The organism is Mesorhizobium sp. M0991, from assembly GCF_040318915.1.
In the GTDB taxonomy this organism is placed as follows: domain Bacteria; phylum Pseudomonadota; class Alphaproteobacteria; order Rhizobiales; family Rhizobiaceae; genus Mesorhizobium.
In genome coordinates, this window is the sequence record NZ_JAMYNE010000004.1 from 78,269 (window position 1) to 100,239 (window position 21,971).

At 64.0% G+C, this 21,971-nt stretch carries 19 protein-coding genes; 13 read left to right on the plus strand and 6 right to left on the minus strand.

The genetic code is table 11. The features are described from left to right. Window positions 1-193 precede the first annotated feature (193 nt). The gene (gene polA / locus NKH70_RS07995) at window positions 194-3,142 is read right to left on the minus strand and encodes a DNA polymerase I (protein WP_352714573.1); all 2,949 of its coding nucleotides are present in this window, start codon (window positions 3,140-3,142) and stop codon (window positions 194-196) included. A 442-nt stretch (window positions 3,143-3,584) separates the two neighbouring features. On the opposite strand from polA, the gene NKH70_RS08000 reads away from it, so the two are divergent. The 6 genes from NKH70_RS08000 to NKH70_RS08025 all read left to right on the plus strand — a co-directional run bounded on the left by NKH70_RS08000 (window position 3,585) and on the right by NKH70_RS08025 (window position 9,883). Beyond that, window positions 3,585-4,970, plus strand: coding sequence for a M20/M25/M40 family metallo-hydrolase (locus tag NKH70_RS08000; RefSeq protein ID WP_352713888.1), 1,386 nt, complete (start codon window positions 3,585-3,587; stop codon window positions 4,968-4,970). A gap of 103 nt (window positions 4,971-5,073) precedes the next feature. Next, window positions 5,074-5,694, plus strand: coding sequence for a ribonuclease D (locus NKH70_RS08005; protein WP_352713886.1), 621 nt, complete (start codon window positions 5,074-5,076; stop codon window positions 5,692-5,694). Between the two features lie 43 nt (window positions 5,695-5,737). After that, the gene (locus tag NKH70_RS08010; protein WP_352713884.1) at window positions 5,738-5,989 is read left to right on the plus strand and encodes a hypothetical protein; all 252 of its coding nucleotides are present in this window, start codon (window positions 5,738-5,740) and stop codon (window positions 5,987-5,989) included. Window positions 5,990-6,280: 291 nt separating this feature from the next. After that, a complete protein-coding gene (locus tag NKH70_RS08015; protein WP_353025064.1) occupies window positions 6,281-8,533 on the plus strand; it encodes a transglycosylase domain-containing protein in 2,253 nt (750 codons plus the stop codon). Window positions 8,534-8,568: 35 nt separating this feature from the next. After that, on the plus strand, window positions 8,569-8,973 hold the full coding sequence (locus tag NKH70_RS08020) for a hypothetical protein (RefSeq protein WP_352713880.1): 405 nt from the start codon (window positions 8,569-8,571) through the stop codon (window positions 8,971-8,973). Window positions 8,974-9,130: 157 nt separating this feature from the next. Beyond that, window positions 9,131-9,883 carry an SDR family NAD(P)-dependent oxidoreductase gene (locus NKH70_RS08025; protein WP_254816795.1) on the plus strand — a complete coding sequence of 251 codons (753 nt, stop codon included), beginning with the start codon at window positions 9,131-9,133 and terminating at the stop codon, window positions 9,881-9,883. A gap of 36 nt (window positions 9,884-9,919) precedes the next feature. Here NKH70_RS08025 and NKH70_RS08030 read toward each other — a convergent pair whose 3' ends face one another. Then, on the minus strand, window positions 9,920-11,722 hold the full coding sequence (locus NKH70_RS08030; protein ID WP_353025065.1) for a cation:proton antiporter domain-containing protein: 1,803 nt from the start codon (window positions 11,720-11,722) through the stop codon (window positions 9,920-9,922). A 225-nt stretch (window positions 11,723-11,947) separates the two neighbouring features. After that, a complete protein-coding gene (locus NKH70_RS08035) occupies window positions 11,948-12,397 on the minus strand; it encodes a baeRF12 domain-containing protein (protein ID WP_352468331.1) in 450 nt (149 codons plus the stop codon). A 441-nt stretch (window positions 12,398-12,838) separates the two neighbouring features. Between NKH70_RS08035 and cysG the strand changes: the two genes are divergently transcribed. From cysG to NKH70_RS08065, 6 genes are all read left to right on the plus strand, one after another. Continuing rightward, window positions 12,839-14,290, plus strand: coding sequence for a siroheme synthase CysG (gene cysG / locus NKH70_RS08040; protein WP_353025066.1), 1,452 nt, complete (start codon window positions 12,839-12,841; stop codon window positions 14,288-14,290). Beyond that, on the plus strand, window positions 14,287-14,592 hold the full coding sequence (locus tag NKH70_RS08045; protein ID WP_352713876.1) for a DUF2849 domain-containing protein: 306 nt from the start codon (window positions 14,287-14,289) through the stop codon (window positions 14,590-14,592). The genes cysG and NKH70_RS08045 overlap by 4 nt, the downstream gene beginning before the upstream one ends. A 73-nt stretch (window positions 14,593-14,665) precedes the next feature. Next, complete coding sequence (locus NKH70_RS08050; RefSeq protein WP_353025069.1) at window positions 14,666-16,336, plus strand: nitrite/sulfite reductase; 1,671 nt, start codon at window positions 14,666-14,668, stop codon at window positions 16,334-16,336. Further along, window positions 16,311-17,075 carry a phosphoadenylyl-sulfate reductase gene (locus tag NKH70_RS08055; RefSeq protein WP_292664601.1) on the plus strand — a complete coding sequence of 255 codons (765 nt, stop codon included), beginning with the start codon at window positions 16,311-16,313 and terminating at the stop codon, window positions 17,073-17,075. The genes NKH70_RS08050 and NKH70_RS08055 overlap by 26 nt, the downstream gene beginning before the upstream one ends. A 251-nt stretch (window positions 17,076-17,326) precedes the next feature. After that, a complete protein-coding gene (locus tag NKH70_RS08060; RefSeq protein ID WP_352713871.1) occupies window positions 17,327-17,863 on the plus strand; it encodes a DUF934 domain-containing protein in 537 nt (178 codons plus the stop codon). Window positions 17,864-17,999: 136 nt separating this feature from the next. After that, entirely contained in the window at window positions 18,000-18,620 is a 621-nt protein-coding gene (locus NKH70_RS08065) for a DJ-1/PfpI family protein (protein WP_352713867.1), read from the plus strand. 44 nt (window positions 18,621-18,664) lie between these two features. On the opposite strand, the gene NKH70_RS08070 is transcribed toward NKH70_RS08065, so the two are convergent. Both NKH70_RS08070 and NKH70_RS08075 read right to left on the minus strand, forming a co-directional pair. Then, window positions 18,665-19,687 carry a fatty acid desaturase gene (locus tag NKH70_RS08070; protein ID WP_352713863.1) on the minus strand — a complete coding sequence of 341 codons (1,023 nt, stop codon included), beginning with the start codon at window positions 19,685-19,687 and terminating at the stop codon, window positions 18,665-18,667. Between the two features lie 126 nt (window positions 19,688-19,813). After that, window positions 19,814-20,017, minus strand: a complete 204-nt coding sequence (locus tag NKH70_RS08075) for a hypothetical protein (RefSeq protein WP_023675249.1) — start codon at window positions 20,015-20,017, stop codon at window positions 19,814-19,816. 237 nt (window positions 20,018-20,254) lie between these two features. On the opposite strand from NKH70_RS08075, the gene grpE reads away from it, so the two are divergent. Next, a complete protein-coding gene (grpE, locus tag NKH70_RS08080) occupies window positions 20,255-20,890 on the plus strand; it encodes a nucleotide exchange factor GrpE (RefSeq protein WP_023675250.1) in 636 nt (211 codons plus the stop codon). Window positions 20,891-21,033: 143 nt separating this feature from the next. Here the strand turns inward: grpE and olsB are convergent, their stop codons facing one another. Further along, window positions 21,034-21,909 (minus strand): l-ornithine N(alpha)-acyltransferase, encoded by an 876-nt coding sequence (gene olsB / locus NKH70_RS08085; protein ID WP_292664606.1) that lies wholly within the window; start codon window positions 21,907-21,909, stop codon window positions 21,034-21,036. Window positions 21,910-21,971: the final 62 nt, after the last annotated feature.

Consider the following 21,971-nt stretch of genomic DNA (forward strand, 5'->3'; position numbering starts at 1 on the left):
TCCGACGTGGCATACACTCCGGTTCGCCGCGCCTCGATGACGTGGGCATACTCGGCAAGCTCCTCCTGGTCTTCGCGAGGCCAAGCTTCCGCGTGCCTTACCAGATTCTCAAGTGCCTTGGTGATCATACGGGCACTATAGCATACCGCTGCTTCTCGTGAACCTTGAACCGAATATGGCTCTGTGGCCCGCCTTAATGCGCCTCTTCCCAATTGTTGGCGGCGCGGGCGTCGACGTGCAGCGGCACCGACATTGATACCGCGGGCATGGCGGCGTTCTCCATGACGTGGCAGACGACGGGAATCGTCGCCTCGACCTCGGCTTCGACGGTCTCGAAAACCAGCTCGTCATGCACCTGCAGCAGCATGCGGGCGGAAAGCTTGGCCTTTTCCAGCGCCTCGTCCATGCGGATCATGGCGCGGCGGATGATGTCGGCGGCGGTGCCCTGCAGGCGTGCGTTGATCGAGGCGCGCTCGTTGAACGCGCGGACCGACGGGTTTGACGATCTGATCTCCGGATAGTGGATGCGGCGGCCAAAAATGGTTTCGACGAAGCCGTGCTCGCGGGCATAGGCCTTGGTCGCATCGATATAGTCGCGGATGCCGGGGAAACGCTCGAAATATTTCTTGATGTAGTCGCCGGCTTCTTCGCGCGCGATCGACAGCTGGTTGGCGAGGCCGAAGGCCGAAATGCCGTAGATGATGCCGAAATTGATCGCCTTGGCGCGGCGGCGCACTTCCGAAGGCATGCCCTCGACCGGCACGTTGAACATTTCCGAGGCGGTGATGGCGTGGATGTCGGCGCCGTCGGCGAAGGCCTGCTTGAGCTGCGGGATTTCGGCGACGTGGGCGAGCACGCGCAATTCGATCTGGCTGTAGTCGGCGGAAACCAGCTTGTTGCCCTTGTCGGCGATGAAGGCCGTCCTGATCTTTCGGCCCTCGACGGTGCGCACCGGAATGTTCTGCAGATTGGGATCCGAGGACGACAGCCGTCCGGTCGTCGTCGCGGCAAGCGCGTAGGAGGTGTGGACGCGCTTGGTGTCGGGATGGATGAAGCCGGGCAAGGCATCGGTATAGGTCGATTTCAATTTGGTCAGCTGGCGCCAGTCGACGATCTTGCGCGGCAATTCGTGGCCCTCGGCGGCGAGGTCTTCGAGAAGCTGCGCCGAGGTCGACCACTGGCCGGTCTTGGTTTTAGAACCACCGGGCAGGCCCATCCTGCCGAACAGGATGTCGCCGAGCTGTTTTGGCGAACCGATGTTGATGCGTTCGCCGACCAGCTGATAGATCTCGTCCTCGAGCCGTGCGGCACCCTGTGCCAGTTCGCCGGAGAGCCGCGACAGGATCTGCCGGTCGACAGAGATGCCGCGCTGCTCCATCCGTGCCAGCACCGGCACCAGTGGCCGTTCCAGCCGTTCATAGACCGAGACCAGGCCCTTGGCGGCAAGCCGCGGCTTCAGCACCTGCCAGAGCCTGAGCGCGACATCGGCGTGCTCGGCGCCGTAAGCCGTCGCCTTGCCGAGGTCGGCCTGATCGAGGCCGACAAAGCTTCTTCCCGAACCGGCCAGTTCCTTCAGCGGAATGGTCGCGTGGCCGAGCCATTTATCGGCCAGCGCCTCCAGGCCATGGCCACCATGGGTGCCGGCCTCAAGCACGTAGGAGATCAGCATGGTGTCGTCATAGGGGCCGATCTCGATGCCGTGACGGCTCATGACGACAAGGCGGTATTTCATGTCGTGCACGATCTTGAGGACGGATTTGTCCTCGAGCAGCGGCTTGAGCAACGCCAGAGCGTCGCGGATCGGGATCTGGTTTTCGACCGCGCCGCCGCCGAGCAGGTCGCCATTGCCGTTCTTATGGGCAAGCGGCACATAGGCGGCATGGCCGGGCGCGACGGCCATGGCAAGGCCGATCACTTCGGCCCGCATCGGATCCGGCGAGGAGGTTTTAACGTCGAAGGCGACGATGCCTCTCTCCATCGCCTCGGCGATCCAGGCCTTCAGCGTCGCGGCGTCGCGGATGCAGGCGTAAGCGCCGGTGTCGATCTTGCGGGCGGTGGCAGCCTCCAGGCGAAGCGCCGAAAGCAGGGATGGGGTGTCGCCTTGCCTGGCTGCGGCCGGGGCTTCGAGTGCCGCTTCGTCCGACGGCGGTGCGCTCTCGGCGGCCGCGGGCACGCCAAAACCCATATCGGGGCCATGCGCGGTATCGGCACGCTCTATCGTGACGGGAGTGGCCGCAACGTCACCCGCGTCCGTTCCGGTCGCTTCGGCCACGCGGCGGGTCAGCGTCGAGAATTCCATGGTCTTGAGAAAGCCGATCAGCCTGGGGCCGTCCGGCTCGTGCAACACGAACTCGTCGAGCCCCTCGGTCACCGGCACGTCGTTCTTCAGCGTCACCAGGTCACGCGAGATGCGCGCCTTGTCGGCATTGGCGATGATCGATTCGCGCCGCTTGTCCTGCTTGATCTCGCCGGCGCGGGCGAGCAGCGTATCGAGGTCGCCGAACTGTTCGAGCAATTGCGCCGCCGTCTTCGGCCCGATGCCGGGCACGCCCGGCACATTGTCGACCGAATCGCCGGTCAGCGCCTGCAGGTCGATCATTTTCTGCGGCGGCACGCCCCATTTGTCGATCACCTCGGGAACGCCGATCTGGCGGTCCTTCATCGGGTCGTACATGGCAACCGTTGGGCCGACCAGTTGCATCAGATCCTTGTCGGAAGAGATGATGGTGGTGTCGGCGCCGGCTTCGCAGGCAAGCCGGCAATAGGTGGCGATCAAATCGTCGGCCTCGTAGCCTTCCGTCTCAAGGCATGGCAGGTTGAAGGCCCTGGTCGCCTGGCGGATCAGGCCGAATTGTGGGATCAAATCTTCCGGCGGCGCCGAGCGGTTGGCCTTGTATTCGGGGTAGAGGTCGTTGCGGAAGGTTTTCGACGAATAGTCGAAAATCACGGCGAAATGCGTCGGCACGATGCCGACATCGGTATTGCGGGCGTCCTGCGTCAGCTTCCAGACCATGTTGCAGAAGCCGAGCACGGCACTGGTCGGCAGCCCGTCGGACTTGCGGGACAGTGGCGGGAGCGCGTGATAGGCACGGAAGATGTAGCCGGAGCCGTCGACAAGGAAGAGATGATCGCCTTTTTTCATGGCACGAGGGATAGCGCGGCGCAGCGCCGCGGTCCATGCCAAAGGCGGCTTCCGCCAAGGGTTCCGGCAACACCCTGACAAATGGCGTGCGGGCTTGGCCGGCCATGGCGGCTTGGCCGGAGCTTTGTTCGCTCACGCCTATGTTACAAAAGTGTAATTTTTGTGCCCTTGAATCGCCACGTTCGCAGACACAAATAAACGCCATCGGCAGTTTTCGCCGAAGTCCGGAGCAAGGCCCGTCCCCCGCCTATCCCGGACACTTGCGGCAGCCTATCCCCCCTCTCCGGGCTGCCGCATCGTTTCGAGTAAGGCCGCCGTGGTTCCCCTCCACCACGGCGGCATTTTTTTGCCTTTGGACAGGAAGCTGTGGCCCAACGATCGCGGGCTTTCCGTTTCGCCGCATGGGCTCTAGATTCGCCGCCAGAATCGAAAGGCCCGCCAGATGTCCGCAGTTTCCCCTGTCCTCGACCGCCTCGACAAGAACTTCGACCAGAGCCTCGAACGCCTGTTCGGCCTGCTCGGCATCAAGTCGATCTCCACCGATCCGGACTACGCCGCCGACTGCCGCAAGGCCGCCGAATGGCTGGTTGCCGAGCTCAAGCTGATCGGCTTCGACGCCAGCGTGCGCGACACGCCGGGGCATCCGATGGTGGTCGCGCATCACGATGGGCCGGCGGGCGCGCCGCATCTGTTGTTTTACGGCCATTACGACGTCCAGCCGGTCGATCCGATCGAGCTGTGGGAAAGCGACCCGTTCGCGCCGGCGGTCAAGGAGATCGAGCCCGGCCACAAGGTGATCACCGGCCGCGGCGCGGCCGACGACAAGGGCCAACTGATGACCTTCGTCGAGGCCTGCCGCGCGTGGAAGCAGGTGCATGGCGGATTGCCGTGCCGCATCACGATCCTGTTCGAGGGCGAGGAGGAGTCCGGATCGCCGTCGCTGAAACCGTTTCTCGAGGCGAATGCGGATGAGCTGAGGGCCGATTTCGCGCTGGTCTGCGACACCGGCATGTGGGACCGCGATACGCCGTCGATCTGCGTCTCGCTGCGCGGGCTGGTCGGCGAGGAGGTCACGGTGACGGCTGCCGACCGCGACCTGCATTCCGGGCTCTATGGCGGTGCGGCCGCCAATCCGATCCGCATCCTGGCAAAAATCCTGGCCGACATCCACGATGCGGACGGCCACGTCACCATTCCGGGTTTCTATGACGGCGTCGAGGAAACGCCGTCGCAGATATTGCAGTCGTGGCTGTCGCTCGGCGAGACGGCCGAGACCTTCCTCGGACCGATAGGCCTGTCGATTCCGTCCGGCGAAAAGGGCCGCTCGGTGCTCGAACTGACCTGGGCGCGGCCGACGGCCGAGTTCAACGGCATTATCGGCGGCTATACCGGCAAGGGCTTCAAGACGGTGATCGCCGCGCAGGCCTCGGCGAAAGTCTCCTTCCGCCTCGTTCACAAACAGGATCCGGAAAAAATCCGCGCCGCCTTCCAGGCATTTGTCAGGCAGCGGGTTCCGGCCGACTGCTCGGTCGAATTCCATCCGCATGGTGGCTCGCCGGCGATCCAGCTTTCCTACGACTCGCCCTTCCTGGCCAAGGCCAAGCAGGCGCTGTCCGACGAATGGCCGAAACCGGCGGTGGTGACCGGCGGCGGCGGCTCGATCCCGGTGGTCGGCGATTTCCAGAACTATCTCGGCATGGAATCGCTGCTGGTCGGTTTCGGCCTCGACGACGACCGCATCCACTCGCCGAACGAGAAGTACGAGATGAACTCCTTCCACAAGGGCCAGCGCTCCTGGGCGCGCATTCTCGACGCGCTGACACGCTGAAATCGCGCCAGACTCAAGTTTTTGTTGATTTTTCGCCGGATCGCGGCAAGGACGGGCATGGTCCGTCGCGCATCGCTGCACGGGGCCGCGACCGGAGAAGACGATGAGCGACATACGTTTCCATAAAAACGATTTGCCCGGCCTGCTGCATTACGATGTCGGGGCGGTCGCCATCGACACCGAGACGCTGGGGCTGAACCCGCATCGCGACCGGCTCTGCGTCGTGCAGATCTCGCCGGGCGACGGCTCGGCCGACGTCATCCAGATCGCGCCCGGCCAGAAGAAGGCGCCGAACCTCGTCAGCCTGCTCAAGAACCGCAGCATCACCAAGCTTTTTCATTACGGCCGCTTCGATCTCGCCGTGCTCTACAACGCCTTTGGCGTCATGCCGGAGCCGGTGTTCTGCACCAAGATCGCGTCGCGGCTGACGCGCACCTACACCGACCGGCACGGGCTGAAGGACATCTGCTTCGAGCTTCTCGGGGTCGGCCTGTCGAAGGCGCAGCAATCATCGGACTGGGCCGCCGAGACGCTGTCGCCCGAGCAGCTCGAATATGCCGCCTCCGACGTGCTCTACCTGCACCGGCTGCGCGACGTGCTGAGCGCGCGGCTGGCTCGCGACAACCGGACCAAGGAGGCCGATGCCTGCTTCCGCTTCCTGCCGACGCGTGCGAAACTCGACCTGATGGGCTGGGATGAGGAGGATATCTTCGCCCACAGCTAATGGCCTTCTGGCACCTTAATGCCGTTGGCCGGGAGGAATTGAAATGGCTGCGCGAAAACCAATCGAAACGGCACCGAAGGACGGCTCCAAGGTCACCGTCTACTGGCAGGACAGCGACGGCGTGATGAACGAGAGCATCGCGCAATACCGTTCGCTCGACCGGCTGAAGGCGGCCGGCGGCGACTGGGACGAAAGCGATGCCGGCTGGTGGGCCTATACGGACGGCCATACGCAAAAGAAGATCGAACCAATCAGCTGGCGGCCGGCCTCCGACGATCCGGACGCGGACGACTGAGGGCTGACGCAACCGCCGACCTGAAGCGATTATTCTGAGGCAAAGCATATTTTGTTCTTGCTTTGTGCCGGCAGCTATGCTACTAATTTCGCTATGGTGCTCATTGGCTCCAACGACCCGCCCGCCGAGGCGGGTTTTTCATTTCGGGCTTTGGCACTGTCGCGGGCCGCGCCGGCTCGGCAAGCGATTGAATACACTTTACTTCGATTTTTCCCGACTTAACCCGCCCTTAAATCGCCGCATCTAGTCTTCAACCCGAACGCCATAGGCATGGGGAAGACAGCACAGCGCATGGCGAACCGGAAAGACAGCCGCATCGAGCCCAGCTTCGAGGCATCGCCGGGGGCGAGATCCTCGGCCGGCTTTTCGGTGAGCGAGGAGGACCGCGTCGTGCCGAGCAATCGCAAAGCCGCTGCAAAGCGCAAATCGACCAAGGCCAAGCCGTCACGCGGCGGGCGCGGCAAAAGCCGGCGCGGGCTGTTCGGCGTGCTTGGCCGGCTGTTCTACTGGTGCTTCGTGCTGGCCATCTGGGGCGGTATCGCCACTGCCGGCATCGTCGTCTATTACGGCGCAAAGATGCCGGCGGCCACCACCTGGGCCATTCCCGACCGCGCCCCCAACATCAAGATCGTCTCGGTCGATGGCCAGCTGCTTGGCAATCGCGGCATGAGCGGCGGCGAGGCCGTCGGCCTGCACGAAATGTCGCCCTATATTCCCGAGGCCGTCATCGCCATCGAGGACCGCCGCTTCTATTCGCATTTCGGCATCGATCCGATCGGCCTTTCCCGGGCCATGGTGACCAATGTTCTGGGCGGGCATTTTTCGCAGGGTGGTTCGACGCTGACCCAGCAGCTGGCCAAGAACCTGTTCCTGACGCCGGACCGCACGCTGGAACGCAAGGTGCAGGAAGTGCTCTTGGCGTTGTGGCTCGAGCACAAGCATACGAAGGACCAGATCCTCGAAATGTACCTCAACCGGGTCTATTTCGGCTCCGGCGCCTATGGCGTCGAAGCGGCCTCGCGCCGCTATTTCGGCAAGAGCGCGCGCGATGTCACGCTGTCGGAGGCGGCACTTCTCGCCGGCCTGCTCAAGGCGCCGTCGCGGCTGTCGCCGGCGCGCGACCCGAAGGCGGCCGAACAGCGTTCGCAGCTGGTGCTCGCCGCGATGCGCGACGAGGGCAAGATCAGCGCCAAGGAGATGACCACGGCGATGAGCGCGCCGGCGACGCGCGCGCCGTCCTACTGGACCGGCTCGGAAAACTATGTCGCCGACACGATCATGGAAGAACTGCCCGACCTGATCGGCGATGTGCGCCGCGATATCGTCGTCGACGCGACGGTCGATCTGACGCTGCAGAAGCTCGCCGAGCAATCGATCCGCCGGCTGATCGACCAGAGCGGCAAGAAGCTCAATGTCAGCCAGGGCGCGCTGGTGTCGATCGACAATTCCGGCGCGGTGCGCGCCATGGTCGGCGGTTATGATTATTCGACCAGCCAGTTCGACCGCGCCTCGGAAGCGCGCCGCCAGCCGGGCTCGGCATTCAAGCCGTTCGTCTATATGGCGGCGCTGGAATCCGGCCGTACGCCCGACAGCGTGCGCAACGACGCGCCGATCAGGATCGGCAACTGGACGCCCGACAATTACGGCGGCAAATATTTCGGCAAGGTGACGCTGGCGACGGCGCTGGCAAAATCGCTGAATTCGGTGGCCGCGCAGCTGACCATGGAAGTCGGACCGAATGCGGTGGTCGAGGCGGCGCACCGCATGGGCATCCAGTCCGAGCTGACGGCCAACACCTCGATAGCGCTTGGCACCTCGGAAGTGACGCCGCTGGAACTGACCTCGGCCTATGTTCCCTTCGCCAATGGCGGCTTTAAGCCCGACATCCATTTCATCCGCCGCGTCACGACGAGCGACGGCAAGGTGCTCTACGAGAACAATGGCGGCGGCGCGCCGCGGGTCGTCAAGCCGGATGTTGTCGGCATGATGAACTCGATGATGACAGGCACGGTCGAGATCGGCACGGCCAGGAAGGCGGCGTTCGCCTGGCCGGCCGCCGGCAAGACCGGCACCAGCCAGAACTCGCGCGACGCCTGGTTCATCGGCTATACAGCCAACCTGACCACCGGCGTCTGGTTCGGCAATGATGACGGCAGCGCGATGAAGAAGGTCACCGGCGGCGCATTGCCGGCGCAGGCCTGGCACGAGTTCATGGTCGCCGCGCATGAGGGCGTGCCGGTGCGGCCGCTGCCCGGAACCTGGAAGTCGACGCCGCCCGACACCATCGTCCCGGACGACATACCGTCCGACACGGCACCGCCGGCGCCGGTCGCTTCCGTTGGCCAATCGGCGCCGCCTGCAGCAGCCACCCAGTCGGCTTCGCGTCCCGTGCGTCCTGCCGAGACGGTCGATGCCGGCGGCCTGGCCATGCCGGGCGTCGACAGTGCCACCGGATCGATCAAGCATCCGGTGCCGCCCGGCAATGTCGGCGGCCCGGTCAAGAAGCGGCAGACCTCGATCCTTGACATTCTGACTGGGGGCTGACGCACCCGTATTTGACGGCGCAACACGCTAGTCCAATGTCGACAGTCGCGGAGCGCATTACCCACTTGCCTTCCGCTTTGACCAAGTTCAATCTTGTCGTGGACGGGCAGGTCGAAATGGATGGTCTAAACAGGCGCAGATTCAATAGCTTAAGCTGGTGGCAATGGCTCCTCTTGCTGTCGATGCTGGTGTGCGTCGTGGTGTTGAGGCATTTGCCGTATCTGCATATTTCCGATCCGGCCTATCTGTTCAATGAGAGGCTGGGCGCGATAATAGCTTCAGTCGTTTTGATGCTCGTCGTGCCGTATGGTATTGCGTGGGGTATTGGGCGCCTCGCGGATAGATCGCGCGGCGGCTTCCTGTGGGTTCTATGGTCGCTGGCGACCATAATGTTTATCCTCAATCTCGGCCTGCTCGCCACTTGTCCTACCTGCTTATGAGCAAGGTCTAGCAGCGGTCGCTTCTTGCGGCAGCACAAGGCAATGGTCGCGCGCGCGTCGATCGATGGGTGCCTGCACGGTCGATCCTCGCCAAAACCCGAACGACCCTCGCCACGGTTCGCACATTCGGCTAGATGTCGTCGTCGGAGTGACAGACATGGCTGAACTCGACACCAGAAAGACGATCGTGCTGACCGGCGCCAGCCGTGGCATCGGCCATGCCACGGTCAAGCGCTTTTCACGCGAAGGCTGGCGCGTCATCACCTGCTCGCGCCAGGCTTTTGCCGAGGACTGCCCGTGGCCGGCCGGCCCGGAAGACCACATCAAGGTCGACCTCGCCGACCAGGAGGACGTCGGCATCGCCATCTCCGAGATCCGCCACCGGCTGGAGGCGCATGGCGGGCAGCTGCATGCGCTGGTCAACAATGCCGGCATCTCGCCGAAGCTCAAGGACGGCAACAGCCGCATGAACTCGATCGACACGCCGATGCATGTCTGGCGCGACGTCTTCCAGGTGAATTTCTTCGCCCCGATCATGCTGGCGCGCGGACTGTTCAAGGAGCTGGCATCGGCCAAGGGCTCGATCGTCAACGTCACCTCGATCGCCGGCACCCGCGTGCATCCTTTCGCCGGCACCGCGTACGCGACCTCGAAGGCGGCACTCGGCTCGCTGACCCGCGAGATGGCGCATGATTTCGGCCCGCACGGCATTCGCGTCAACGCCATTGCGCCGGGCGAGATCGACACCGCGATCCTGTCGCCGGGCACGGAAAAAATCGTCGAGACCATCCCGCTGAGGCGCCTGGGCACCACCGCGGAAGTCGCCGACATCATTTTCTTCCTGTGCTCGCAGCAGGCGTCTTACGTGACCGGCTCGGAAATCCACATCAACGGCGGCCAGCACGTTTGAGCGGCTGAGTTTTTATGGATCGTTGACGCTGCCTCTTCACGGTAGGGGTGAGGGGCGGCGCAGGCTTAGGCCGCCGGGGGCGCTTTCCGGTGCTGCCAAAACTTCCTCGACGATCCCGCGGGCGATCTCCCGTTCGCCCATGATGACGGTGTCGGCACCAAGGCCCTTGAGGTGCTCGACCTCGGCATCGGAATGGGCGCGGGCGATGATCTCGATTGTCGGATTGGCGGCGCGGGCGCGCAGCACGACCTGCCCGGCCTCGAAGGCGTTGGGAATGGCCAGGATCAGCCGCTTCGCGCCCTCGGGGTTCGATGCGGCGAACACGTCGCCATTCGCCGCGTTGCCGGCCACGGTTTCGATGCCGTCGGCCTTGAGCTTCGCCAACGTCTTGTCGGCATCCTCGATGACGAGGAAGGGCAGGGCGGCCTGCCTCAGCGCCGTGCCGACGAGGCTGCCGACGCGGCCGTAGCCGATCAGGATGGTGTGGCCGGTCAGCCTCGTCCTGGGCGGTGGGCCATCCTCCTTCGCAGGCGCCGCGACCGAAGCCACCTGGCCGGGCTCGGTCGCCGGGCCGATCGGCCTTGCTTCGCCGGGCGCCGCCGTCCCGCCGGCGCGTGCTTCCAGCCAGGGTTTCATCCGGTCGACGGCAAGAAACATCAGCGGATTGAGGACGATCGACAGGATGGCGCCGGCGAGGATGAGGTCGCGGCCTTGTTCGGGCAGCAGCTTCAGCCCGACACCGAGTTCGGCAAGGATGAACGAGAATTCGCCGATCTGGGCAAGGCTTGCCGAAATCATCAACGCGGTTGCGATCGGATAGCGGAAAACGACGACGATGACGAAGGCTGCCAGCGACTTGCCGATAACGATGATGGCCAGCGTCGCCAGGATCGGCCAGCCATTGCTGATCAGGCTGAACGGGTCGAACAACATGCCGACCGAGACGAAGAACAGCACGGAAAAAGCGTCGCGCAGCGGCAGCGATTCCTCGGCCGCGCGGTGGCTGAGCTCGGATTCGCTCATGATCATGCCTGCGAAGAAAGCGCCGAGAGCCAGCGACACGCCGAACAGCTTGGCCGCGCCGAAGGCGACGCCAAGCGCAATCGCAATCACCGCCAGCCGGAACAGTTCGCGCGATCCGGTATGGGCGACGTAGTGCAGGATCCAGGGGATAAGCCGGCGGCCGACCACCAGCATGACCACGACAAAGGCCACGACCTTGGCCAGTGTGATGCCGACGACGCCCCAGACGCCGTAGCTCGTCGGCAGCGACAGCAGACCGCTGGAGTGCACCTCCACCTGCTCTTGGCCGCCGAGCACGCCGGCCAATGCCGGCAAAAGCACCAGCGCCAGCACCATGGCGAGATCCTCGACGATCAGCCAGCCGACGGCGATGCGGCCGCGCTCGGTCTCGATCAGCCGCCGCTCCTGCAGGGCGCGCAACAGCACCACGGTCGAGGCCACGGAAAGCGCCAGGCCGAAGACCAGCCCCGCGCCCATCGACCAGCCGAGCATCCAGGCAAGGCCGGCGCCGAGGGCTGTCGCGAAGCCGATCTGCACGATGGCGCCGGGCACGGCGATGGCGCGAACCGACAACAGGTCCTTCAGCGAGAAATGCAGGCCGACGCCGAACATTAGCAGGATGACGCCGATCTCGGCCAGTTCATTGGCGAGGCCGGCATCGGCAACGAAACCCGGCGTGTTCGGTCCAACCAGAACGCCGGCGACGAGATAGCCTACCAGCGGCGGGACACGGAAGCGGTTGGCAAGTGCGCCGAAGATGAAAGCCAGCCCCAGACCGGCGACGATGGTGGCGATAAGGGGCGTGTCATGCGGCATTGTCTATGGAGCGCCTTCAGGAATTGCGATGTCGGATGTGCGCCGCCCAAAAGCCGCCGCCTTGGCAGTATGGAGGCTGGGACAGTCGCGAGACAACCCGCAATCCCCATGAAATCGATGACAAAGCAGCAAAAGGCGGAGAGCCGGCAAGCGTTGCCACCCGGCGGCCTGCTCCAGGCAGGCGATTGCTACGGCAACGAAAGTTGCGCGCCGCCGATGCCCCGATCAGGTTGCCTGCAGCAGGCTCTCGATATCGGGTATGCTGTGGTTGGTCAGCGTCTTTGGAATTTCGGCCGTTATCTTGTCGGTGACCTCCTTGTGCAGCTTCCTGCGCATGTCGCCCAGCACCGCCGGCGGCGCGATCAGCACGATCTCCTTGAACGTGCCGCGATGCGCGAGCTTGTAGAGCCTGTCGGCAATCTCTTCGGCAAAACGCTCCTTGCCGAGACGGTGCCAGTCGGTGTCCTCGACCGCACTGCGGTGGACGGAAGGGCCGTCGCTGTAGCGGCCGGGGCGGTCCGTGCCTTGTTCTCGGGTTGCCGGATTTTCCTGCTCCATCTCGTGCACGACCTGAAGGTCGGGATATTGGACGTCTCCACGATTCTCGAGGAACAGCGCCTTTTCGCCATCTGCCACCACGATCCACAGTCCGCGTTTCAGTCTGACGTTGCTCATGGGGCGCTCCTTTTTTGATTTTTCGAGCCCATCGCCAAGCCTTTGCCGCAGGGGCATGACCGGGCCTGGGCCCATAGGGCAAACGCGTGCCGAGGCGGGAATGTTCCGGTACTCGGACCGGTATTCCGACAGAGGCCGGCGAGAGCGCCGGGCTGCCTTTGATGGCTCGTTTGGCATCCGGCGGCTTTAATCTACTAAATTGGTAGAATTTAGAAAAATCTGTTTTGTGGCCGGCTCTGGCAGCCGCTAGAAAGGCAGCGGATCAAGGGCCGCAACAGCAGCTTCAATCCGCTCCGCATTTGAATGTGGAATATTTTTCTCTTGGCCTTCATGCTTGCAGAAAAGAGATTGCCTGCTACGAAGCGATGCGCGAGTGGGTGCCTTCTGGTTTTTCGCGCCCCCGCGTAGAACTGGCAAACGGTTCCAAGGATTCCGCTCGTCATGCCGCAAGCCACGCCCAAGCTCAATGCCTTTCCCGTCTTCATGCGGGTCGAGGGCGAAGCCGTAGCCATCGTCGGCGGCGGCGAGGAGGCGCTGGCCAAGGCGCGGCTGCTCGCTCAGTCGAGCGCTGTGCTGCGCATCGTCAGCGATGCCGCAAGCGCCGATCTGCTGGCCTTTATCGCCGAGACGGGGGCCACCTACATTGCCGACGCCTACGATGCAGCACATCTCGCCGGTGCGGTGATGGTGTTTGCCGCCAGCGGCAATGAGGCGCTCGACCGCCGCGTTGCCGGGGATGCGCGCCGGCTGGGCATTCCGGTCAATGCCGTCGACCGGCCGGAGCTTTGCGATTTCTTCACGCCGGCGCTGGTCAACCGCGCGCCGGTCGCCATCGCCATCGGCACCGAAGGCGCCGGCCCGGTGCTGGCGCAGATGCTGCGCAGCCGCATAGACCGCATGCTGGCGCCCTCGCTCGGGCCGCTCGCAGCCCTTGCCGCATCGTTTCGCGGCGCCGCCGAAAAACTGCTGCCGAAAGGCAATGCCCGCCGCCGCTTCTGGAGCGATTTCTTTGGCGGCGCGCCGGCCCGTGCCGTGGAGGCCGGCGAGCTTTCGCAGGCGCATGATGCCGCCGTCGGCCTGCTGCTTTCGAACGAACCGGCATCGGGCCATATCGCGCTTGTAGGCGCCGGTCCCGGCGCCGAGGACCTTTTGACGCTGCGCGCCCATCGCCTGCTGATGGAAGCCGACGTGATCGTCCATGACGCGCTGGTGCCGGAGGCGATCGTCGCCATGGGCCGCCGCGATGCCGAGCGCCTGCCGGTCGGCAAGCGCAAGGGCTGCCATTCCAAGAGCCAGGCCGAGATCAATACGCTGCTGGTCGAGCTTGGCCACGCCGGCAAGCGCGTCGTGCGGCTGAAGTCCGGCGACCCGCTGGTGTTCGGACGGGCCGGCGAGGAGATGGCGGCACTTCGCGATGCCGGCGTCGCCTACGAAGTGGTTCCGGGCGTCACCGCGGCCTTCGCCGCCGCCGCCGATTTCGAACTGCCGCTGACGCTGCGCGGCGTGTCGTCGTCGATGGTGTTCACCACCGGCCACGACCTCAAGGGAAATTCGCTGCCCGACTGGGCAAAGCTCGCCATTTCCGGCGCGACGGTCGCCGTCTATATGGGGCGCTCGGTCGCCGCCGAGGTCGCCGGCCGGCTGATCGAAGCCGGCCTGTCGCCGGATACCGCCGTCGCCGTGGTCGAGAATGCCAGCCTTGCCAACCGCCGCCGTTTCCACGGCACGCTGGCCGACCTGCCATCGCTGGAGGCACGCGCCGACCTCAGCGGCCCGGTGATGACCATCATCGGCGACGCGGTCGCCGGCGCCAATTTCGAACGGTCCGAGCCGCTGGCGGCACACAGGCAGGAAAGCGTGGCCCGTGCTGCCGCGCAAGGAGTGAGCCAATGAAAGTCCTGACCGCGAACCGCCTCGCCGACGGCATAGCCGTCTGGTACGCCAATGGCGGCTGGGCCGAGACCATCGACCATGCCGACATCGCCCATGACAAGGCGGCCGAGGACCGGCTGGAGGCGATCGGCGCCAAGGCCTCCGCCAACAACGAAGTGGTCGACGTCAATCTGATCGACGTGACCGTGGTCAACGGCACGGTCGAGGCGGTCCGGTTGCGTGAAAAGATCCGTGCCGCCGGCCCGACGACCCGCAACGATCTGGGAAAGCAGGCCCGTCCGCAGGCCGCACGCGCGGCATAGATGACACAAGCATGATCCCGATCATGCTCGAACGAAGAAAATAACGGGCGGACGCGCCCGGAAAGACCTGGATATGTACCGTTACGATGAGTTCGACCACGATTTCGTCAAGGCCCGCGTCGCCGAGTTCAGCGATCAGGTCGCGCGGCGGCTTGCCGGCGAGATCACCGAGGACCAGTTCCGGCCGCTTCGGCTGATGAATGGCGTCTATCTGCAGCTGCATGCCTATATGCTGCGCATCGCGGTGCCCTACGGCACTCTGAACAGCAAGCAGCTGCGCATGCTCGGCCATATCGCCCGCAAATACGACAAGGGTTATGGCCATTTCACGACGCGCCAGAACATCCAGTTCAACTGGCCGGCGCTGTCGGACATTCCGGCGATCCTGGCGGATCTGGCAAGCGTCGAGATGCACGCCATCCAGACCAGCGGCAACTGCATTCGCAACGTCACCGCCGACCACTTCGCCGGCGCCGCCGCCGACGAGGTTGCCGATCCGCGCCCCTATGCCGAAATCCTGCGGCAATGGTCGTCGGTGCATCCGGAATTCTCGTTCCTGCCGCGAAAGTTCAAGATCGCGGTGACCGGTGCTGAGCGCGACCGCGCCGCCATCCAGACGCACGACATCGGCCTGCACCTGAAGAAGAACGCTGCCGGCGAGCTCGGTTTCGCCGTCTATGTCGGCGGCGGCCAGGGCCGCACGCCGATGATCGCCAAGAAGATCCGCGACTTCCTCCCCGAAGCGGATCTGTTGTCCTATTGCACGGCGATCCTGCGCGTTTACAACCTCTACGGCCGTCGCGACAACAAGTTCAAGGCGCGCATCAAGATCCTGGTCCATGAGACCGGTGTCGAGGAGATTACCCGCCAGGTCGAGGCCGAATGGCAGGAGTTGAAGGACGCCGAGCTGAGGCTGCCGGAAGCCGACATCCGTGCCATCGGCGCCTATTTCGCGCCGCCGGCGCTTGTCGACCGGCCGGAAGGCGACGAGGCGGTCAAGCTTGCCCGGCTCGACTCCAAGAGCTTTTCCGAATGGCTGGACCAGAATGTGGTCACCCATCGCCATCCCGACTACGCGGCGGTGACGATCTCGCTCAAGGGCATCGGCGAGACGCCGGGCGACGCCTCCGACAGCCAGATGGAAGCGGTCGCCGACATTGCCGAAAAATATTCCTTCGACGAGCTGCGCGTCAGTCACGAGCAGAACCTGATTCTGCCGCATGTGGCGCGGACCGACCTCAAGGCGGTCTATGACGCGCTTGTCGATATCGGGCTGGCGACGGCCAATTCCAACCTGATCAGCGACATCATCTCCTGCCCCGGCCTCGATTATTGTGCGCTGGCGACGGCGCGCTCGATTCCCGTGGCGCAGGAAATCTCGCGGCGCTTCGCCTCGCTGGAGCGCCAGCGCGAGATCGGTGAATTGAAGCTGAAGATTTCCGGCTGCATCAATGCCTGCGGCCATCACCATGTCGGCCATATCGGCATCCTCGGCGTCGAGAAGAAAGGCGCCGAGCTCTACCAGGTGACGCTCGGCGGCTCGGCCGACGAGAACACCTCGGTCGGCGAGATCATCGGCCGCGGCTTCAGCTCGGAAGAGATCACCGACGCCATCGAGCAGATCGTCGAGACCTATCTCGGGCTTCGGCTGGACAGAAACGAACGATTCATCGACGCCTACCGCCGAGTCGGTCCCGCGCCGTTCAAGGAGGCGCTCTATGCTGGCGAAACCAAGGCCGCTTGACCGGATCGTCGACGTCGAGGCCGGCATCGCCGCCGAAGCGGCGGGCCTCGACGCGCTCTATGGCCACCTGAAGCCGCTGGAGATCATCGAGCGGTCGGCCCGGGAATTCTTTCACGGCGAAATCGCCGCCGTCTCGTCCTTCGGCGCGGATTCGGCGGTGCTGCTGCACATGATCGCCGAGATCGACCGTACGTTGCCGGTGATCTTTCTCGACACCGGCAAGCATTTCGAGGAGACGCTCGGCTATCGTGACGCGCTGGTCGCCGATTTCGGGCTAACCGATATCCGGGTGATCAGGCCCGACGATGCGGCGCTGGCAAGGATCGACCCGACCGGCAATCTGAACGAGACCGATACCGACGCCTGCTGCGACGTGCGCAAGGTCGAGCCGCTGGCGCGCGGCGTCGAGCCGTTCCGCGCATGGTTCACCGGCCGCAAGCGCTTCCAGGCGGCGACCCGGGCAGCGCTTCCGGTGTTCGAGGCGGTCGGTTCGCGCATCCGCATCAATCCGCTGGCGCACTGGACGACATCAGACCAGGCCGGCTACATGCGCGCGCATGCGCTGCGTGAAAACCCGCTGGTCGCCTATGGCTATCTGTCGATCGGCTGCTTCCCATGCACGCAGCCGGTGCAGCCGGGCGACGACGCGCGCAGCGGCCGCTGGGCCGGGCACGCCAAGACCGAATGCGGCATTCATTTGTCGGGGCTGGAAAGGTCGCTGACCGACGCCTCGCTTTAGGGTATGTTGATATTCAGGTGATGCCGGCGTGCAAACGGCGGCTTCCTGCGCTTCCGGCCTTCGCCGGCCGAAGCATTCATGATAGTGACGAAGGAGTTAAGGCTACGGCCGGCATAGGCCGGTGCTCACGTACCAAAAGTACGCTCCGCTCCGGTTCTCGGAAGCCACCATTTTCGGCTCGGCCTGACCTGAATCTCAACACACCCTGAGGTGTTTTGCACTTTAGAATCTTTGGACTTGGGAATTTCTTGATGAGCGACTTGATAGCCGAAAACGCCACGCGGCTGTGGACACCGAATGGGTTCCGCGAGGACGAGTGGGTTCATGCCGAAAGCGCCGAGGCGCTGGTCGGCAATGGCCGCTTCATCCTGCCGCTGCAGGCGTTTCTCGGCCTCGATCCGGCGGTGCGGCGGTCGGCGAAGGAACGCATCGGCGTGCTGCTGCAGCCCGGCGACCAGCTCGAAAAGATCGCCGGCCTGCTCGATCAGCTGTCGCTGGTGGCGCTGGCCTTCCCGGCGTTCAATGACGGCCGCTCGTTCTCCAAGGGCGAATTGCTGCGCAGCCGTTATCACTTCACCGGCGCCATGCGCGCCACCGGGCAAGTGCTGGTCGACCAGCTGCCGCATATGCTGCGCCTCGGCTTCGACGAATTCGAGATCTCGCACCCGGTGCTGCTGAAGCGGCTCGAGCAAGGCCGCACCGGCGGACTGCCGCTATTCTATCAGCCGGCGGTGAAGCCGGAGGCCAAAGGCCCGAAATATTCCTGGCGGCGGGTGCGCGCCGGCTGATCTGCTCCAGGGGCCAGAAGCCCTATCTGGTCGGACCACATTCCCGATTCAGCCTTTTATTTTGCGCCTCTCCGCCTTAGGATAGGCCCATTATTTCGCGATCCGAATAAATGTGGCCACAAGGGAGGAACCGGGTATGGCTGGCAAGAAGATATTGATGCTCGTTGGCGAGTTCAGCGAGGAATATGAGATTTTCGTCTTTGAACAGGCCATGCATGCGGTGGGCCACACCGTCCACGTCGTCTGTCCGGACAAGAAGGCCGGCGATGTCCTGAAGACCTCGCTGCACGACTTCGAAGGACACCAGACCTATACGGAAAAGCTCGGTCATGACTACATCCTCAACAAGACGTTTTCCGAGGTCAATCCTGCCGAATACGACGCCGTCTACGCGGCGGGCGGGCGCGGGCCGGAATATATCCGTATCGACAAGCGCGTGCAGGCGCTGGTGCGGCATTTCCATGAGACGGGAAAACCGATCTTCACCATCTGCCACGGCGTGCAGATCCTGATCGCGGTCGACGGCGTGGTGCGCGGCCGCGAGGTTGCGGCGCTGCAATATTGCGAGCCGGAAGTCACGCTGGCCGGCGGCATCTATATCGATGTTGCGCCGACCGGCGCCCATGTCGACGGCAATCTTGTGTCGGCCAAGGGCTGGCCGGGCCTTGCAGCGTTCATGCGCGAATGCCTGAAAGTGCTGGGCACCGAGATCCGCCAGGGCGAGATCCTGATGCGCGACCAACGCCGGGCGGCTTGAGGTGGAATTTTGGAGCCCGCCGCACCAGTGGTGCGGCGGTGCGTCTACACGCCCATCCGCGCTTCGCGGAACGATACCAGCTTGCTGCGGCTCTCGTCCCACAGCGCCAGCTTGACGCAGCGCAGGCTGTCGAGAAGCGTGACGCGGCCGATCTCACGCAGTTCCGGATAGTCCCTCAGCACTTCCGGAAGCCGGTAGCATGGCACCTTGGCCGAGAGGTGGTGCACGTGGTGGACGCCGATATTGCCGGTAATCCAGTTCAGCACCGGCGGCAGGTCGTAATAGGACGAGCCGTGCAGGGCTGCGTGCTGGAATTCCCACTCGGAGTCCTTTGTCCACTCCGTCTCCTCGAACTGGTGCTGGACATAAAACAGCCAGATGCCGGCCGATCCGGCGAGGATGACGATTGGCAAATGCACGACCAGGAACGCGCCGGGGCCAACGAACCAGATGAGCAGCGCGGCGATGACCGCGATAGCGAGATTGGTCGACATCGACGACACCCAGGGGGTGAGGCCGCCCCGCATCATGCCCAACGGCAATCTCTGCTCGAAAATGAAGATCCATATCGGGCCAAGGCCAAACATCACCAGCGGATGGCGATAGAGGCGATAGGCGAGCCGGCCCCGCCACGACAGTTGCCGGTATTCGGCGACGGTCAGTGTCTTGATGTCGCCGGTGCCGCGCTCGTCGAGATTGCCGGCGCTGGCGTGATGGGTTGCGTGGGCGCGGCGCCAGCAATCGTAGGGCGTCAGCGTCAGCACGCCAAGCACGCGGCCGATCCAGTCGTCGGCATAGCGGTTGGCAAAGAAGGAACCGTGGCCGCAATCGTGCTGGATCATGAAGATCCGCACCAGAAAGCCGGCTGCCGGAAGGATGAGGACCAGACCCCACCAATGGCCATAGGCATAGGCGGCCGAGGACAGTGCCCACAGCGTGGCGAAGGGGATGAGGGTGATGGCGAGTTCGACGGCGCTGCGACGCCTGTCGGGCTTTTTATAGCGCGACAGGATTTTCAACCAGGCGCGCTTGCTGTTTGCCACAGCTTCGGGGGAAATCATGTTCATCATGAAACATAGGCGGAGCGGCGCGCTGCCGCAAGGCGGAGATCACGCGAAGTTACTGCGCGTAAATGTCGCGCGATGGCGAGGAATTCCGGTGGCAATCGCCGGGCGCGTCGCCGGCAACGACGCCTACCGACGGCGCCCGCCTGCGACCACCTTGGCTTCCACGCCGTCCAGGCGGTCGAGCAATTCCTTCAGACGGTCGGGAATATCCGACTCCGTGCGGAAGGCCGGCAAGGTGCGCAGAAAGCGCTTGGTCGCCTCGGTGCCGAGCTGGCGCCGGATATCGGCTGCGAGCCCGTCGCGTTTTTCGCCATTCCTGCGGGGCATCATCTCAAAATCCTGTGTCGGCTTCGAAACTCTTCCACGGGAGGAATGGTTCCCGCATTGTAGTAGCCTGGCAAGCAAAGCCGGCGGGTACGGTAAAGTTTGAATTAAAATCGAAAGGTTTGCGCCGTCGGCCATCAAGCCACGACAGCGGCTAGAGTATCGCTTGCCCCTTGATTTTTGGCCGCTAAACCTCGATATCGGGCGCAAATCCACACCATTCGAAAATGACGGGAAACGGCGATGAGCGACCAGGCAAAAGACGAACGCGCGCCCGATGAAGCCGAGAAGACCGAGGCTGCCGCGGAGCCAAGGGAAGGCGGCGTCGACGGCGACTATGAAGCGCTTGTGCGGCTTCTGAAGGAAAACGAAGAGCTGAAGGATCGCGCGCTGCGCGTGGCGGCCGACATGGAGAATTTGCGCCGCCGCACGGCCCGAGACGTCCACGATGCGCGCGCCTATGCGGTTGCCAACTTTGCCCGCGACATGCTTTCGGTATCAGACAATCTGCGCCGTGCGCTGGATGCCATCCCGGAAGAGGCCAAGGCTTCGGGCGATGCCGGGTTCAAAGCGCTGATCGACGGCGTCGAGATCACCGAGCGCGCCATGCTGTCGGCGCTGGAACGTCACGGCGTGAAGAAGCTCGAACCCGAGGGCGAGAAATTCGATCCGAATTTCCACCAGGCGATGTTCGAGGTGCCCAATCCCGACGTACCGGCCAACACGGTCGTGCAGGTCGTGCAGCCCGGCTATTCGATCGGCGAGCGCGTGTTGCGGCCGGCCATGGTCGGCGTGGCCAAGGGCGGCCCCAAGCATGTAGCAAGCGAAGCGCCGGTCGAGCCGGGGCCGGTCAACGAGCAGGCTGAGAAGGATGCGTAAGTTAGGGGAGTAGGGGAATAGGGCAGTGCGGGAGTAGGGAATAACGCTACGCGGGTAAAGTAGAGCAATTGCCTACTCCGGCCGTTGCCTTCTCTCCGCCTACTCCCCTACTGCCTTATTCCCCTACTGCCCTACTGCCCTACTCAGGCAGCGAAGCGCTGCGCTTCCCCGCCATAATAATTGACGTAGCGGGCGCCGATCTCCTTGACCGGCATCACCACGAACACGTCGACCGTCGAGAATTCACGGTCGATGACGCAGCCGTCGCCGATGCGCGCGCCGACGCGCAGATAGCCCTTGACCAGCGGCGGCATCGCGGCGATCGCTGCCTTGGCATTGACGGCCTCGATCGGCATCAGATCCATGGAACAATAGCGCCCTGCGACGGCACGCACGTCCCACGATGAATTCGTCCGGCAGTGGTGGGCAAGATAGGTCAGCGCCTCGGCATGTGCGGCCGGCACGGTGCCGTGGAACGACGCGCAGCCGGTCATCACGCCGATGCCGTAATGGTTGATATAGGCCCAGATGCCTTGCCACAGCGCCTCGATGGTGCGCTTCGAGCGGTATTCCGGCAGAACGCAGGAGCGGCCGAGCTCGAGGAAGCGCTGGCCGGGATGCCGCGCGATCAGCTTGGTCAGCTCGAATTCGCCTTCGGAATAGAAGCCGCCGGCGGCCGCGGCAATCTCCTGCCGCAGCAGGCGGTAGGTGCCGACGATGCGGCGGTGCTCGGGGCCGGAAAGCGAAGTGTCGAAGACCAGCAGATGGTCGCAGAGGGGATCGAAGCGATCGGCATCGCGGCGGTCCTGCATCTGGAACAGGTCCTTCCTGGCACCAAGCTCGTCGTAGAACACCCGGTAGCGCACTTCCTGCGCGGCAGCGATCTCGGCCTCGTTGCGGGCGAGCCGCACTTCGAGATTGCCGATGCGGCCGAGCGATGCGCCTTTTATGACGGCATCGGCGTTCCGGCCGACGAGCAAAGGCCCGCTGGCGTTCGGCCGAGCATCACATTCCGGCATGACTGTATGCACGAGTGATTCTCCTTCGAGCCATCCCTCTTGGCACGGGGATACGTTGTAGG

Coding starts and splice junctions, on each gene's coding strand:
- grpE (WP_023675250.1), top strand. CDS start 20,255: ATGAGCGACCAGGCAAAAGACGAACGCGCGCCCGATGAAGCCGAGAAG.
- polA (WP_352714573.1), bottom strand. CDS start 3,142: ATGAAAAAAGGCGATCATCTCTTCCTTGTCGACGGCTCCGGCTACATC.
- NKH70_RS08065 (WP_352713867.1), top strand. CDS start 18,000: ATGGCTGGCAAGAAGATATTGATGCTCGTTGGCGAGTTCAGCGAGGAA.
- NKH70_RS08055 (WP_292664601.1), top strand. CDS start 16,311: ATGCTGGCGAAACCAAGGCCGCTTGACCGGATCGTCGACGTCGAGGCC.
- NKH70_RS08075 (WP_023675249.1), bottom strand. CDS start 20,017: ATGATGCCCCGCAGGAATGGCGAAAAACGCGACGGGCTCGCAGCCGAT.
- NKH70_RS08070 (WP_352713863.1), bottom strand. CDS start 19,687: ATGAACATGATTTCCCCCGAAGCTGTGGCAAACAGCAAGCGCGCCTGG.
- cysG (WP_353025066.1), top strand. CDS start 12,839: ATGCCGCAAGCCACGCCCAAGCTCAATGCCTTTCCCGTCTTCATGCGG.
- olsB (WP_292664606.1), bottom strand. CDS start 21,909: ATGCCGGAATGTGATGCTCGGCCGAACGCCAGCGGGCCTTTGCTCGTC.
- NKH70_RS08015 (WP_353025064.1), top strand. CDS start 6,281: ATGGCGAACCGGAAAGACAGCCGCATCGAGCCCAGCTTCGAGGCATCG.
- NKH70_RS08060 (WP_352713871.1), top strand. CDS start 17,327: ATGAGCGACTTGATAGCCGAAAACGCCACGCGGCTGTGGACACCGAAT.
- NKH70_RS08000 (WP_352713888.1), top strand. CDS start 3,585: ATGTCCGCAGTTTCCCCTGTCCTCGACCGCCTCGACAAGAACTTCGAC.
- NKH70_RS08025 (WP_254816795.1), top strand. CDS start 9,131: ATGGCTGAACTCGACACCAGAAAGACGATCGTGCTGACCGGCGCCAGC.
- NKH70_RS08020 (WP_352713880.1), top strand. CDS start 8,569: ATGTCGACAGTCGCGGAGCGCATTACCCACTTGCCTTCCGCTTTGACC.
- NKH70_RS08035 (WP_352468331.1), bottom strand. CDS start 12,397: ATGAGCAACGTCAGACTGAAACGCGGACTGTGGATCGTGGTGGCAGAT.
- NKH70_RS08050 (WP_353025069.1), top strand. CDS start 14,666: ATGTACCGTTACGATGAGTTCGACCACGATTTCGTCAAGGCCCGCGTC.
- NKH70_RS08005 (WP_352713886.1), top strand. CDS start 5,074: ATGAGCGACATACGTTTCCATAAAAACGATTTGCCCGGCCTGCTGCAT.
- NKH70_RS08010 (WP_352713884.1), top strand. CDS start 5,738: ATGGCTGCGCGAAAACCAATCGAAACGGCACCGAAGGACGGCTCCAAG.
- NKH70_RS08045 (WP_352713876.1), top strand. CDS start 14,287: ATGAAAGTCCTGACCGCGAACCGCCTCGCCGACGGCATAGCCGTCTGG.
- NKH70_RS08030 (WP_353025065.1), bottom strand. CDS start 11,722: ATGCCGCATGACACGCCCCTTATCGCCACCATCGTCGCCGGTCTGGGG.